The following is a 13,966-nucleotide window of genomic DNA, read 5'->3' on the forward strand; positions in this document are numbered from 1 at the left end:
ACATAATTAAAGGTAAAAACCCTTAAGAATAAGCTTTTAAGGCTTTTGAAGTTAAATATTTATACTGGGTAGTAATAAGGTACAAAATAAAAATAAAAATAATTTCAAAATTGTAGTTGACAGGTCCGATTATATTGCTTATAACTACACCTATCGAGAGCGACAAATGAAAAAAAATCGCAGCTGTTTTTAAAAGTAAATAATTAGATATAGATAGTGACAGTAAACATGTACATATCACAAAAGTGATAATTAAACCTGTCAATTTTTTAAAGTAAAACTGACAGAATCAAACTTGAGAGTTTGATCCTGGCTCAGAACGAACGCTATCGGTATGCTTAACACATGCAAGTCGAACGAACTAATTGGGGCTTGCTCCAATTAGTTAGTGGCAGACGGGTGAGTAACACGTGGGAATCTGCCCATCAGTATGGAATAACTTTTAGAAATAAAAGCTAATACCGTATATTCTCTACGGAGGAAAGATTTATCGCTGATGGATGAGCCCGCGTCAGATTAGGTAGTTGGTGAGGTAATGGCTCACCAAGCCTACGATCTGTAGCTGGTCTGAGAGGATGATCAGCCACACTGGGACTGAGACACGGCCCAGACTCCTACGGGAGGCAGCAGTGGGGAATATTGGACAATGGGCGAAAGCCTGATCCAGCAATACCGAGTGAGTGATGAAGGTCCTAGGGTTGTAAAGCTCTTTTAGCAAGGAAGATAATGACGTTACTTGCAGAAAAAGCCCCGGCTAACTCCGTGCCAGCAGCCGCGGTAAGACGGAGGGGGCTAGCGTTGTTCGGAATTACTGGGCGTAAAGAGTGCGTAGGCGGTTTAGTAAGTTGGAAGTGAAAGCCCGGGGCTTAACCTCGGAATTGCTTTCAAAACTACTAATCTAGAGTGTAGTAGGGGATGATGGAATTCCTAGTGTAGAGGTGAAATTCTTAGATATTAGGAGGAACACCGGTGGCGAAGGCGGTCATCTGGGCTACAACTGACGCTGATGCACGAAAGCGTGGGGAGCAAACAGGATTAGATACCCTGGTAGTCCACGCCGTAAACGATGAGTGCTAGATATTGGGAGATTTTCTCTCGGTTTCGCAGCTAACGCATTAAGCACTCCGCCTGGGGAGTACGGTCGCAAGATTAAAACTCAAAGGAATTGACGGGGGCTCGCACAAGCGGTGGAGCATGCGGTTTAATTCGATGTTACGCGAAAAACCTTACCAACCCTTGACATGGTGGTCGCGGATCGCAGAGATGCTTTCCTTCAGTTCGGCTGGACCACACACAGGTGTTGCATGGTTGTCGTCAGCTCGTGTCGTGAGATGTTGGGTTAAGTCCCGCAACGAGCGCAACCCTCATTCTTATTTGCCAGCGGGTAATGCCGGGAACTATAAGAAAACTGCCGGTGATAAGCCGGAGGAAGGTGGGGACGACGTCAAGTCATCATGGCCCTTACGGGTTGGGCTACACGCGTGCTACAATGGTGTTTACAGAGGGAAGCAAGACGGCGACGTGGAGCAAATCCCTAAAAGACATCTCAGTTCGGATTGTTCTCTGCAACTCGAGAGCATGAAGTTGGAATCGCTAGTAATCGCGGATCAGCATGCCGCGGTGAATACGTTCTCGGGCCTTGTACACACTGCCCGTCACGCCATGGGAGTTGATTTTACCTGAAGGTGGTGAGCTAACGCAAGAGGCAGCCAACCACGGTAAAATTAGCGACTGGGGTGAAGTCGTAACAAGGTAGCCGTAGGGGAACCTGCGGCTGGATTACCTCCTTAAAGACTAAATTTAAGTACATTACTTTAATAGTAATTACTTCAGTCCAAATATTTACTGTCACTATCTTTAACTAATTGTTTGCTTTTCAAAAATTTTTCTTATCCCCACATTTATTCTATCTTGTTTATTTATCAATCTATATTATATAAATAATCTACTTTTTGTTTGGTACGCTTTTAAAATAATAATATAAGCTTTCTATTTAATAATAAGTAGTTTTTAAGCAATAATAAATAAATAAATTTTCCTAATTTAATAAAATTCCTTAATTAAATGTAATTAATATAGCATAATAATATTAATTAATATTAAAGGAATAATATATGCATTATTTGTAATAGTTGAGATTTTATCTTACATTTAGTAAAATAAATTAATTATTAAATGGAGATAAGAAATGAACTTAAATCAAAAAATAATAAAGCCAAAATTAGGATTACTAGAACTCGCTAAGAGTCTTGGTAGCATATCATCAGCATGTAAAGCGATGGGCTATAGCAGAGATAGTTATTACAGATTTAAAGAACTGTATGAAACTGGTGGTGAAGAAGCGTTGTATGAAATTAGTCGAAGAAAGCCAATAATAGCCAATAGAGTTGATCCAGTGATAGAGAAGGCAGTAATGGATATGGCAATAGAATATCCAGCATATGGTCAGCTAAGAGTATCAAATGAGCTTAAGAAGAGCGGTATACTTGTATCACCTGGAGGAGTGAGATCAATTTGGTTACGTAATGATTTAAACAATATCAATAAAAGGCTTAAAGCATTAGAAGCAAGGATGGCTCAGGATGGTATTGTACTTACTGAATCTCAGTTACAAGTACTAGAGAAACGACGTAGCGAAAAAGAAGCCCATGGCGAGATTGAGACACAGCATCCAGGTTATCTAGGATGCCAAGATACATATTATGTAGGAAATTTTAAGGGTATAGGTAAGGTTTATTCTCAGGTATTTATTGATAGCTATAGCAGAGTAGCTGATGCTAAACTATATACTGATAAAACAGCTTTAACTGCTGCTGATATGCTTAATGACCGCGTGTTACCATGGTATGAAACTCAAGGCATACAATACTTCGTATTCTGACAGATCGCGGGTCAGAATATAAGGGAAATATAGAGCATCATGCTTTTGAATTATTTCTAAGTATCGAAGGTATAGAACATACTATGGTAAATTAAGTTGAAGTTTGCGTATTAAAGAATTGAATTAAAGCATTATATAATTGATCAAATTGAGTAATTTTAGCTTTAATCCATCGCTTCATATTGGTCCAAAATTTCTCTATTGGATTTAGATCAGGGGAGTAAGGTGGTAAGAATATTATCCTACAACCTACTGATTCTATTAGTTCTTTGGTCCTTTGAGACTTATGGAAAGCAGCGTTATCCATCACTACAACTTGTCCAGGTTTTAGCTCTTTTATTAAAAATTCTCCAACCCAACTTTCAAATAATTGTCTATTACATGTTCCATTAAATATCATCGGTGCTATACACTCTTTATTAACATAACCAGCTATGATATTTGTTCTGTTGTAATATTTACCGCTTTTTTTACCAATAAGTTTTTCGCTTTTTTTGCCCCATCCTCTATCTTTGCAGATATTTATCTCAATACCACTTTCATCAATATATACAAGATGTTCTATTGGTGTATCTTTTATGACCTCTTGGTACTTATCTCGCTTTTCTTGACTTGCTTCCAAGTAGGAAAAGTCTTTTTTTTATAGCTAAAACCTAGTTGCTTTAACCAATAATACGCACCCACAGAACTCATATTAAAATACGTACCCATTTCTAATAATGTGAAATTAGGATTAGAACTCACGTACAACTCAACATCTTGACTTGTTACCCGTCCTTTTTTGCCTCCTATTCTTCTTGCTAAATAATGTCCTTCGGACTTATTGACTAACGAATATTAGAAATACCCTCAACGAACATTAAAATTACCTATAAAAAAGAAGTAACTATGGACAGTAATATCGAATAAAAATTTCTTTTTAAGATTTATTTATTATTCGAGAATTACTGATGACATGTACAAATAAACAAGTAGGTATTTTAATGCAAAAGATCAAAAAATATAATCAGATAATTTCTGCTGCAAAAGCAGGTATGAGTGTAAAAACAGCACGTAAATATTTAGGTGTTAATAAGTATCCAAGCGAATTACGAACAGTACGTAAATATAGGACACGTAAGGATCCATTTGTTAAGCACTGGGATGAAATAGAATCAATGCTAGGATCAGCACCGGAGTTGCAAGCAACTACCATATTAGCATATTTGACAGAAAAGTATCATGGAAATTATAATGGAAAGCAATTACGCTGTTTGCAGAAAAGGTTGAAACAATGGAGAGCTGAACATGGTAAGGATAAGCCAGTCATCTTTTTACAAAATATTCTTCCTGGCAAACAAAGCCAGTCTGATTGGACCAATATGAATCAATTAGGTATTTGTATTGATGGGAAACCATATTCTCATTTACTATTTCATTTTATATTGCCTTATTCATGTTGGGAAACTTTCAGCATATGCCATAGTGAAAGTTTTGATACATTAGCATCAGGGTTTGAAAAAGCTGTATGGGAGTTAGGTGGAGTTTTACCAGAGCATCGTACAGATAATTTAAGTGCAGCTACCAAGCAATGTGGTAATAGTAGACAATTTACAGAAAAATGGCAAGAATTGCTTGGTTATTACGATGTTGCACCATCGCGAAATAATCCCGGTGTCAGTCATGAAAATGGTTCTGTTGAAAAAAGTCATGATACATTTAAGCAAGCAGTGAATCAACATTTGCTATTACGTGGATCACGTAATTTTGTTGATTTAAAAGCTTATGAATTATTCCTTACACAAATTAAAGAAAAGCGCAATAGCTGTAGAAAAGAAAAATTAGCTGAAGAATTAGTTTATTTAAAAGAGTTACCAATCAGGAAATGGAATGCACCTACAATATTATCAGTACGTGTTAACCCAAGCAGTACAGTTAGTATTTTATCTGTAGCTTATTCTGTGCCTAGTCGCTTAATAGGTTATACTTTAAAAGCTTATATTTATTCTGAAGAAATAGAGCTTTACTATGGTAACAAATGTTTACAAAAAATGTTTAGAATCAGCAATGGCTATGTTATTGATTATAGACATATCATTGATAGTTTAGTACGTAAACCTGGAGCATTTGCCCAATATCAATATTATGAAGCTTTATTTCCACGTGCTATATTTCGTCAGGTATATGACCAGCTGATATCTATATATCCATATAAGGGGCATAAAATATATCTTAAAATATTACAATTAGCAAAAATGTATGGAGAATTGAATGTAGTTGCTGCATTAGAAATGCTAGTAGAAGAGAAGATTGAACCAATAATTGATCATATTACAGATTTACTAAATAGTCAGACTAAAACTGTTTGTTCAGTAAAAATTAATCAACCAGTACTGTCCGAATATGATCAATTACATTGCTTTAAAACAATGGAGGTCGCATGAGTAAAAAGATAATAACTCCGCAACCGCTAAATAATTTACTCAAGAACCTTTGTTTACCTACTTTTGCATCATGCTATAAATCAGTTGCAGAAAGCTTTGAGCAAGAAAAGAAAACATATATAGATTATCTACAAGAGTTAGCCATACGTGAGTTAGAACATAGACATCAGCAACGTATCGCCAGATTGCTAAAGCAAGCAAAACTCTCTCGAGATAAGTTATTAAGCAACTTTGATATTAAGCGTATCCCAGGATTATCGTCAACTAAGATCCAATATCTTGCACAAGGAGAATTTATGGATCGCTATGAAAATATACTTATTTTTGGTAATCCTGGTACTGGCAAAAGTCATCTTAGTATAGGTTTAGCACGTGAGTGGTGTCTTGCCGGTAGGCGTGTATTATATACAACAGCAGCTAATTTGGTTCAACAATTACTAGAAGCAAAGCTTAGTTTAAAACTTAAGCAAATTATTAAAAAATTCGATTATTTTGAAATATTGATAATTGATGATATATCATATGTACCATATAATCGTGAGGAAACTGATGTTTTATTTACCTTATTAGCTGAACGTTATGAGATGCGTAGTGTATTAATTACTAGCAATTTAGTTTTTGCAAAATGGAATTCCATTTTTAAAGACGAAATGACTACATCAGCAGCCATTGACAGATTGGTTCACCATTCTTCAATTCTTGAACTGAATACTGAAAGTTATAGAATCGCTACAGCAAAAGAAAAAAAATTAACTATAAAATTGGAGGATAATAATATAATACACTAGACAATATTTTTTACTCAAAAATAGGTAATTTTAATATTCGTCATAGGGAATTCTAATATTCGTTAGTCAGATTATATCTCTTATACCAATTCCTTACTGTGTTTGCTGCTATTTCAAATCTTATCGCAGTGCTATTGCAGCTATTACCTCTTTCTACATATCCTATAACTCTTTTTCTAAAATCTTGACTATATGATCTTGGCATTTTCCTTTATATATATCATCCCTATACTCAAACCTCAACTTAATTTACTATAGTGATTTTTATAATAAAATATTTCAGTTTGAGAAATTGTCTCAAGAATTAAAAATACCAATGCCTATTAAATATAAATTTGATCCAAAAGATTATCCAGAATATTCACACACTATGACCAATCAAGATGAAAGTGCAATTGAAGAACATTCTAAATTTGCTACTTGGGAATTTAAATTATGAATCAGCTTAGTCTTTTTGATGATCAGATAATTATTCCAGGGTTAACATATATTTCAGAATATATAACGATCGAAGAAGAGAATAAGCTGATAAAATTAATAGATAATAGCAAGTGGAACAATGAATTGAAACGTAGAGTGCAACATTACGGTTATAAATATTACTATAAAAGTCGTTTTATAAATCAATCCTATTTTTTAGGTATGTTACCTCAATGGTTGCAAACTTTATGTGATTCATTACATAAACAAAATATTTTTCATGAAATTCCCGATCAAGTAATAATAAATGAATATATGCCCGGGCAAGGAATAACACCTTATACAGATTGTATACCTTGTTTTTCAGATACTATATGCTCGTTAAGTCTAGGTTCAAGATGTGCTATGGAGCTAACGAAAGATAAAGTCAAGCGTTCTATTACTCTTCAAGCTAGGAGTCTACTAATACTTAAAAATGAAGCAAGATATAAATGGCAGCATGGAATTATAGCTAGAAAGAGTGATAATAAAATAGCTCGTAATAGGCGTATATCTCTGACTTTTAGAAAAGTAATAAAATAATTATGAAACCCTTAAATCTAATTTTTTTTTAAGCTTTTTTTGTTTATCTGCTAATTGTTTCGGGGATATTATCCCGACTAATAATTTCAAAGTAATAGAAGAATATGTAAACAAAGCCGATAAAGATACTTTGGTTATTTTTGATGTAGATGATGTATTAGTGATGCCGACCGATGAGTTTGCTTTTAATGTTCCGGTTAGATTAGAGCTAACGCAAAAACTAAGAGAACGCTACTCAAAAGATGAGCTTAGATATCTGTATAGTTGCGTCTTTGAAAGACGTACTGTCCAGCCTGTTGACGAAAATATGCGAAGCTTGATTAAGAGTTTGGAGCAACGAAACATTCCGGCAATTGCTCTAACTGGTTGGTGGACAGGTAAATACGGCAATATAGATAAAATGGAAGATTTAAGATTTACAGGTTTGAATCAAGTAGGAATTTCTTTTGTTACTACTTCACCTTTTAAAGAAGATGGAACCTTTCCGGAATTTGAAAATAAAAACGGTATTCCGATGTTAATATCGGGAGTTATTTTAACCTCCTTAGCAGATAAAGGTTTAGTATTAAAAGCTGCTCTTGAGAAGTATAATTTGCATTTTAAAAAGATTATTTTTGTTGATGATCAGATGAAAGAGCTGGAGTCGGTTGAAAAAGCTTGCCTAGATATGAATATTGATTTTCAAGGTATTCATTACGGAGCTGCCAAAATAGCACCTTTACCTATCCTTGATAAAGAAAAAGAACAATTACGTTACGAAATACTTGAAAAAGAACATATTTGGCTTTTGGATAAGGAATTAGAGGAAAGATTTAGAAAATGATCACCATTATCTACTTAATAGGAAAGCCAGGAACGGGTAAATATACTATAGCAAAAAAGCTTAGCAAAAGCGGATATATTATATGTGATAATCAGCTAATCAATAACCCTATTTTTGCTTTGCTTGAATATGATGGCTTTAAGAAGATTCCGGAATTTGCTTGGGAAATAATTAGGAAAATTCGGGATAGTATTTTTGAATTTATTTCTTGCGAACATAGCAATAATTATGTGCTAACTAATGTACTCGGTGAAATTGAACGAGATCACAAGCTTTTTAAACAAGTAGAGAATATGGCTTTGCAACGTGATTCGCTTTTTGTGCCGGTTAAAGCTACTTATTTCTGAAGAGGAAAATAAAAAGCGTGTAGCAAATCCTGAAAGAGCTTTGCGTTATAAATCTCTACGAATTGAAGAGGGGATAGAGTTAATTAATATCTCACATCCTAATTTATTAGAACTGAACGTAAGCGATCTGTCTGCTTCAAGTGCAGCAGAAAAAATTTTAGAACATGTTTTAAAATTGCAATAATTTTTATTTCATATCGGGTTGTTGAAAAAGCCTAAAACTATTTTTTTACTATTTATTTTTTCATAAAAATACTACTAATAATTATGCTTTTTATGAAAATTTATGTGTTTTTAAATACATTTTTATATAAAAATAGTAATTTTTGTAGAAATTTTTTTAAAAAAAATACTTTTTCAACAGCCCAATACGTTAATAAAACTTACTTGTTCTTTTGAAAGCATTGCCTATGTGGATCATTTTCCCCTGTCACTCCCTTATTAGTACCAGTGTTGTTGCATGGCTCAAAAAATGTCCCGTATGTCATTCCTGCAAAAGCTGGAATCCAGAAAAAATTTAAATAAATATAATTCTTGATTATAAAAACTAATTGTATTTACGTTTAGTAATTACTGGATTCCCGCTTTTGCGAGAAAGCATTGTTGCGTGGATTAGTTTTTCCGTCTGAGCTAAGGAAATTACGAAGTAATTGTACGTACACAATCCAGTATAAAAATGCTAGCTTGTAGCATTTTTATTATTTTTTCTGGATTGCCACGCTCATTTCATTCGCGTAGCTCAGACAACTTAGTATCCACGCAAGCAAGCCGCCTCGCAATGACGATTTGGAAGCTATTTAATATCCTTACAATAATAAAACTGTCCAATACTATTCGATATGACACTGAGAACGCTTTTTGGTCCATGCGAGCAATTTCACACAGCATTGCCATTTACCTCTGACGATATCTATATTTATACCCATATCCAAGGTTTATCAGGATTTGCTAGCACTCCTTGTTTTATATCTTTTACTGCATATATTCTTGTGAAATAACGATCTTTTCCGTCCCATTTAGGGGTATATTTATCTCTCTTATGTAAAACCATTTTGTTATTTAATATGACGATGTCCCCAGGATTAACATATATATGATTCTGAATTGATTTTTGATCTACAATCTCTCTAATTTTATTTAAAAAACCTTGTGCCTTTTGCGTTTCAGCTATAACGTCCATTTTTATTCTACTATAATATCCTGTAGAATACTCTACTAATAAAGGCATATTATTGATCGATACTTTATGCAAAAAAGAGTCTGCACTCATAATCGTAAATTCTTTGCTCAGCCCTACTAAAATATCACTATAGCTTAATTGGTTTAATATATCTTTAAGACTGATGTAAACTATAGGTAAGTTCTCATGCCCTTTATGAACAATGCCGAAAATCAAATAATCAACTATAGGCGATAGATTATTTGTAGAAGTCAAGATTTGATCTTACAGACACTATAAAAATTATATCTGAATATCTGATAAATTATGACTGTCAGATATATAATCAAGATACAAGATTTCATTATTCTTTTCAACAGCTAATTTCTTACTATCCTTAAAAGTTTGCATAGGCGTTTTACCATAACAATATTTTCCTGAATGTGGTCGCTCATTATTGAAATGCTCTAACCAAATATCAAGATCTAATTGTAAATCATCAAGATCAGTGTAGATCCTTTTCCGCATAGCTGTATCAAAGAATTCTTGTGTCATAGTTTTATTAAAACGTTCACACATACCATTTGTTTGAGGAGAATATGCTTTAGTAATATAGTAAATTAAGTTGAGGTTTGAGTATAGGGATGATATATATAAAGGAAAATGCCAAGATCATATAGTCAAGATTTTAGAAAAAGAGTTATAGGATATGTAGAAAGAGGTAATAGCTGCAATAGCACTGCGATAAGATTTGAAATAGCAGCAAACACAGTAAGGAATTGGTATAAGAGATATAAGTCCGAAGGACATTATTTAGCAAGAAGAATAGGAGGCAAAAAAGGACGGGTAACAAGTCAAGATGTTGAGTTGTACGTGAGTTCTAATCCTAATTTCACATTATTAGAAATGGGTACGTATTTTAATATGAGTTCTGTGGGTGCGTATTATTGGTTAAAGCAACTAGGTTTTAGCTATAAAAAAAAGACTTTTCCTACTTGGAAGCAAGTCAAGAAAAGCGAGATAAGTACCAAGAGGTCATAAAAGATACACCAATAGAACATCTTGTATATATTGATGAAAGTGGTATTGAGATAAATATCTGCAAAGATAGAGGATGGGGCAAAAAAAGCGAAAAACTTATTGGTAAAAAAAGCGGTAAATATTACAACAGAACAAATATCATAGCTGGTTATGTTAATAAAGAGTGTATAGCACCGATGATATTTAATGGAACATGTAATAGACAATTATTTGAAAGTTGGGTTGGAGAATTTTTAATAAAAGAGCTAAAACCTGGACAAGTTGTAGTGATGGATAACGCTGCTTTCCATAAGTCTCAAAGGACCAAAGAACTAATAGAATCAGTAGGTTGTAGGATAATATTCTTACCACCTTACTCCCCTGATCTAAATCCAATAGAGAAATTTTGGACCAATATGAAGCGATGGATTAAAGCTACAATTACTCAATTTGATCAATTATATAATGCTTTAATTCAATTCTTTAATACGCAAACTTCAACTTAATTTACCATAGTACATTTAGGTGATTGTTGTAATTTTTTTATTAAGCTAACAGTAAAGCTTAAATTACCCTTCCCAACTAACAATGAATTACCGAAATTAATACGAGAAATAAAATCATATTTTGTTATGCTTTTCATCAAAATATAAAGCTGATAATCTAGCTCATTTAACTCTTTAACGTGTTTATAGTCTTTTAACTTTATTTGCTGTAATTTTAAACTTAATATATGTATTTGTAACTCTAATATTTTGAATGCATAATCAAAATTTTTCACTTATCATAATAACCTCTAAAATATTATGAGCATTATAACATATAAATAATTTGCATTAATTGCTTTCCTATATTTCTTTAAACTTTTCCCACAAGCTCTCTACATCTGAATTTCTGAGTAGATGTAAGTTTTGCTTTATTTTGTCGTCATGCCAATCCCACCATTTTATTTGTAGCAATTTTTCTATATCTTCGTCAGAAAAGCGTTTTTTAATTAAACGAGCAGGATTACCGCCCCATATTTCATAAGCTCCAATGTTTTTAGTTACTAAACTCCTTGCCCCGACTATTGTTCCGTCGGCTATTTTAATCCCGGGCATAATTAAGCTTTCAGCACCGATCCAAACATCATTCCCAAGCACAGTATCACCTTTAAGCTTATAAGCTTTCGGCGGGATTGTTTCGTAATTGTCAAAATCTTCATCAAAAGAATCGAGTGGGTAAGATGCTATCCAGTTATAATTATGCCCTTGTGTCCCTCCCATCATAAATTTAGTACCGGTAGCAATCGAACAAAATTTGCCAATAATCAGCTTATCAATTTCATCAGCATCACAGTTATTATTTTCTACATCTAAATATGGTAAATTAAGTTGAAGTTTGCGTATTAAAGAATTGAATTAAAGCATTATATAATTGATCAAATTGAGTAATTTTAGCTTTAATCCATCGCTTCATATTGGCCCAAAATTTCTCTATTGGATTTAGATCAGGGGAGTAAGGTGGTAAGAATATTATCCTACAACCTACTGATTCTATTAGTTCTTTGGTCCTTTGAGACTTATGGAAAGCAGCGTTATCCATCACTACAACTTGTCCAGGTTTTAGCTCTTTTATTAAAAATTCTCCAACCCAACTTTCAAATAATTGTCTATTACATGTTCCATTAAATATCATCGGTGCTATACACTCTTTATTAACATAACCAGCTATGATATTTGTTCTGTTGTAATATTTACCGCTTTTTTTACCAATAAGTTTTTCGCTTTTTTTGCCCCATCCTCTATCTTTGCAGATATTTATCTCAATACCACTTTCATCAATATATACAAGATGTTCTATTGGTGTATCTTATTATGACCTCTTGGTACTTATCTCGCTTTTCTTGACTTGCTTCCAAGTAGGAAAAGTCTTTTTTTTATAGCTAAAACCTAGTTGCTTTAACCAATAATACGCACCCACAGAACTCATATTAAAATACGTACCCATTTCTAATAATGTGAAATTAGGATTAGAACTCACGTACAACTCAACATCTTGACTTGTTACCCGTCCTTTTTTGCCTCCTATTCTTCTTGCTAAATAATGTCCTTCGGACTTATATCTCTTATACCAATTCCTTACTGTGTTTGCTGCTATTTCAAATCTTATCGCAGTGCTATTGCAGCTATTACCTCTTTCTACATATCCTATAACTCTTTTTCTAAAATCTTGACTATATGATCTTGGCATTTTCCTTTATATATATCATCCCTATACTCAAACCTCAACTTAATTTACTATACATAACACATTCATCAAATGCCACACCATGATAATAGCCTGAATAATAGGAATACTCGCCTGCTATAATATGCTTTGATTTGACGTGATCTTTGATATAAACCGAATCACGATAGCTATTAAATATTTTCATTTTTGATACCAATATAAATATCCAGAACAGCATTATTATGGTCGTGGCTTCTTTCATCATATATTTCAAAATCAGCTATATAAGCTCTTTTACCGCCTAAAGCTGTATCATCCATTTGCCAAATCTTTTGCCACATATTAATAACGACTGCCGGTATTGGACCATGATCTGATGTAAATTTTGCATAATTCTGCACCGGAATAGTCAGCTCCTCAAATCCTTGACTAGTACTCTCAAAAGTAGTAACCTCTTCACCTAGAAAATAGGTATACTCCCCATTTTCATTGCTAGCGTAATTTGTGTAAACTGCAAAAATTTTACCAGGATTTTTTCTATTTAAAATTTTATCTTGTAAATTATCAGCAAAAAATCTTTGCAGCATAGACTTTATTTTAGCAGTATCAGGATTGAATTCAGCTGCGTTAGAAGTACGAGTTGTAATACCGACTAGCTTAATTTCGGGTAATTGTGTAATAATTTTGTTCATAAATATAAAGTAATTTAAATTTTAAGTAGAATATTATAGCATAAACAATTTCAAAAAATACATTTATGTTTAAAGATGATAAAATATATCTAACACGTTGCACCAATGATAGAGAATGGCAAGAATATCACCGCATACGAGCGGAACAAATTTTCGAACCTATAAATGTAGAATATGACACTAACCATCCGTCTATAACCGCAAGTAATCATTACCATTTTGTGCTTTATAAGGCAAAAGAGATAGTTGCAACTGCCCATATAGAATTTTTAAATGAAAATGAAGCAGCTTTAAGATCGCTTGCGGTGGATAAGCCACATCAAAAGCAAGGCTTCGGTAAATATATGATGCAGCTTTTAGAAAAATGGTTAAGAGACCAAAATATCAAAATTCTAAAAATGCATGCAAGAATAAGTGCTGAAACTTTTTACCACAAGCTTGGATATATAGATATGGAATTTAACGATGTTTCAATACAGAAAAATTATATAGATTTGGGAAAAGTATTATAAATTTATGGAAGAAGATTTAATTGCTAAACTCAGAATCAAAGAATTAAATATTGTCGATATTGATTTACTAGTATCAAATTTTGCTAAGGTAGGATGGCATAAGCCGAA

At 33.3% G+C, this 13,966-nt stretch carries 19 protein-coding genes, 1 rRNA gene and 2 pseudogenes; 12 read left to right on the forward strand and 10 right to left on the reverse strand.

The features are described from left to right. Positions 1–291 precede the first annotated feature (291 nt). Both ACICQC_RS03375 and ACICQC_RS03380 read left to right on the forward strand, forming a co-directional pair. Positions 292–1,790: ribosomal RNA gene (locus tag ACICQC_RS03375) — 16S ribosomal RNA — on the forward strand. A 398-nt stretch (positions 1,791–2,188) separates the two neighbouring features. Continuing rightward, positions 2,189–2,964 (forward strand): annotated as a pseudogene (locus ACICQC_RS03380) (helix-turn-helix domain-containing protein); the annotation flags it as partial. Between the two features lie 8 nt (positions 2,965–2,972). Here ACICQC_RS03380 and ACICQC_RS03385 read toward each other — a convergent pair. Together ACICQC_RS03385 and ACICQC_RS03390 are read right to left on the reverse strand one after the other, a co-directional pair. Then, on the reverse strand, positions 2,973–3,503 hold the full coding sequence (locus ACICQC_RS03385; protein WP_395476239.1) for an IS630 family transposase: 531 nt from the start codon (positions 3,501–3,503) through the stop codon (positions 2,973–2,975). Continuing rightward, positions 3,458–3,625 carry a hypothetical protein gene (locus ACICQC_RS03390; RefSeq protein ID WP_395477027.1) on the reverse strand — a complete coding sequence of 56 codons (168 nt, stop codon included), beginning with the start codon at positions 3,623–3,625 and terminating at the stop codon, positions 3,458–3,460. The genes ACICQC_RS03385 and ACICQC_RS03390 overlap by 46 nt, the downstream gene beginning before the upstream one ends. A gap of 206 nt (positions 3,626–3,831) precedes the next feature. Here ACICQC_RS03390 and istA point away from each other — a divergent pair, with 206 nt between their 5' ends. Together istA and istB are read left to right on the forward strand one after the other, a co-directional pair. Beyond that, entirely contained in the window at positions 3,832–5,304 is a 1,473-nt protein-coding gene (istA, locus tag ACICQC_RS03395; protein WP_395476339.1) for an IS21 family transposase, read from the forward strand. After that, a complete protein-coding gene (gene istB, locus ACICQC_RS03400) occupies positions 5,301–6,092 on the forward strand; it encodes an IS21-like element helper ATPase IstB (protein ID WP_395476338.1) in 792 nt (263 codons plus the stop codon). Before istA ends, istB begins: the two co-directional genes overlap by 4 nt. A gap of 52 nt (positions 6,093–6,144) precedes the next feature. On the opposite strand, the gene ACICQC_RS03405 is transcribed toward istB, so the two are convergent. Further along, entirely contained in the window at positions 6,145–6,297 is a 153-nt protein-coding gene (locus ACICQC_RS03405) for a helix-turn-helix domain-containing protein (RefSeq protein ID WP_395477387.1), read from the reverse strand. Between the two features lie 111 nt (positions 6,298–6,408). On the opposite strand from ACICQC_RS03405, the gene ACICQC_RS03410 reads away from it, so the two are divergent. The 5 genes from ACICQC_RS03410 (at position 6,409) to ACICQC_RS03430 (ending at position 8,448) form a co-directional block, all read left to right on the forward strand. Next, complete coding sequence (locus ACICQC_RS03410; RefSeq protein WP_395477388.1) at positions 6,409–6,531, forward strand: hypothetical protein; 123 nt, start codon at positions 6,409–6,411, stop codon at positions 6,529–6,531. Further along, positions 6,528–7,094, forward strand: a complete 567-nt coding sequence (locus ACICQC_RS03415; RefSeq protein ID WP_395477389.1) for an alpha-ketoglutarate-dependent dioxygenase AlkB — start codon at positions 6,528–6,530, stop codon at positions 7,092–7,094. Before ACICQC_RS03410 ends, ACICQC_RS03415 begins: the two co-directional genes overlap by 4 nt. Before the next feature lie 130 nt (positions 7,095–7,224). Continuing rightward, complete coding sequence (locus tag ACICQC_RS03420; RefSeq protein ID WP_395477390.1) at positions 7,225–7,917, forward strand: DUF2608 domain-containing protein; 693 nt, start codon at positions 7,225–7,227, stop codon at positions 7,915–7,917. After that, positions 7,914–8,264, forward strand: a complete 351-nt coding sequence (locus ACICQC_RS03425) for a hypothetical protein (RefSeq protein WP_395477391.1) — start codon at positions 7,914–7,916, stop codon at positions 8,262–8,264. Before ACICQC_RS03420 ends, ACICQC_RS03425 begins: the two co-directional genes overlap by 4 nt. Next, the gene (locus tag ACICQC_RS03430; RefSeq protein ID WP_395477392.1) at positions 8,236–8,448 is read left to right on the forward strand and encodes a hypothetical protein; all 213 of its coding nucleotides are present in this window, start codon (positions 8,236–8,238) and stop codon (positions 8,446–8,448) included. Before ACICQC_RS03425 ends, ACICQC_RS03430 begins: the two co-directional genes overlap by 29 nt. Positions 8,449–9,180: 732 nt before the next feature. Here ACICQC_RS03430 and ACICQC_RS03435 read toward each other — a convergent pair. Together ACICQC_RS03435 and ACICQC_RS03440 are read right to left on the reverse strand one after the other, a co-directional pair. Then, the gene (locus ACICQC_RS03435) at positions 9,181–9,699 is read right to left on the reverse strand and encodes a TauD/TfdA family dioxygenase (RefSeq protein WP_395477393.1); all 519 of its coding nucleotides are present in this window, start codon (positions 9,697–9,699) and stop codon (positions 9,181–9,183) included. 27 nt (positions 9,700–9,726) lie between these two features. Continuing rightward, a pseudogene (locus tag ACICQC_RS03440) lies at positions 9,727–10,032 on the reverse strand (integrase core domain-containing protein); the annotation flags it as partial. A gap of 54 nt (positions 10,033–10,086) precedes the next feature. Here ACICQC_RS03440 and ACICQC_RS03445 point away from each other — a divergent pair. Both ACICQC_RS03445 and ACICQC_RS03450 read left to right on the forward strand, forming a co-directional pair. After that, on the forward strand, positions 10,087–10,464 hold the full coding sequence (locus ACICQC_RS03445) for an IS630 transposase-related protein (RefSeq protein WP_395476240.1): 378 nt from the start codon (positions 10,087–10,089) through the stop codon (positions 10,462–10,464). Continuing rightward, positions 10,419–10,949: an IS630 family transposase gene (locus ACICQC_RS03450; RefSeq protein WP_395476334.1), complete on the forward strand. Its 531-nt coding sequence runs from the start codon at positions 10,419–10,421 to the stop codon at positions 10,947–10,949. The genes ACICQC_RS03445 and ACICQC_RS03450 overlap by 46 nt, the downstream gene beginning before the upstream one ends. Here the strand turns inward: ACICQC_RS03450 and ACICQC_RS03455 are convergent. From ACICQC_RS03455 to ACICQC_RS03475, 5 genes are all read right to left on the reverse strand, one after another. Further along, the gene (locus ACICQC_RS03455) at positions 10,946–11,224 is read right to left on the reverse strand and encodes a hypothetical protein (RefSeq protein ID WP_395477394.1); all 279 of its coding nucleotides are present in this window, start codon (positions 11,222–11,224) and stop codon (positions 10,946–10,948) included. The genes ACICQC_RS03450 and ACICQC_RS03455 overlap by 4 nt on opposite strands. A gap of 67 nt (positions 11,225–11,291) precedes the next feature. Next, entirely contained in the window at positions 11,292–11,708 is a 417-nt protein-coding gene (locus ACICQC_RS03460) for a CatB-related O-acetyltransferase (RefSeq protein WP_395477395.1), read from the reverse strand. Between the two features lie 103 nt (positions 11,709–11,811). Beyond that, the gene (locus ACICQC_RS03465; RefSeq protein ID WP_395477635.1) at positions 11,812–12,285 is read right to left on the reverse strand and encodes an IS630 family transposase; all 474 of its coding nucleotides are present in this window, start codon (positions 12,283–12,285) and stop codon (positions 11,812–11,814) included. A gap of 12 nt (positions 12,286–12,297) precedes the next feature. Next, complete coding sequence (locus ACICQC_RS03470) at positions 12,298–12,675, reverse strand: IS630 transposase-related protein (protein WP_395476240.1); 378 nt, start codon at positions 12,673–12,675, stop codon at positions 12,298–12,300. Between the two features lie 170 nt (positions 12,676–12,845). After that, positions 12,846–13,346, reverse strand: coding sequence for a GyrI-like domain-containing protein (locus ACICQC_RS03475; protein WP_395477396.1), 501 nt, complete (start codon positions 13,344–13,346; stop codon positions 12,846–12,848). A gap of 65 nt (positions 13,347–13,411) precedes the next feature. On the opposite strand from ACICQC_RS03475, the gene ACICQC_RS03480 reads away from it, so the two are divergent. Continuing rightward, positions 13,412–13,858, forward strand: a complete 447-nt coding sequence (locus tag ACICQC_RS03480) for a GNAT family N-acetyltransferase (protein ID WP_395477397.1) — start codon at positions 13,412–13,414, stop codon at positions 13,856–13,858. Positions 13,859–13,966: the final 108 nt, after the last annotated feature.

This window comes from Rickettsia endosymbiont of Pantilius tunicatus (assembly GCF_964291875.1).
In the GTDB taxonomy this organism is placed as follows: Bacteria; Pseudomonadota; Alphaproteobacteria; order Rickettsiales; family Rickettsiaceae; genus Rickettsia.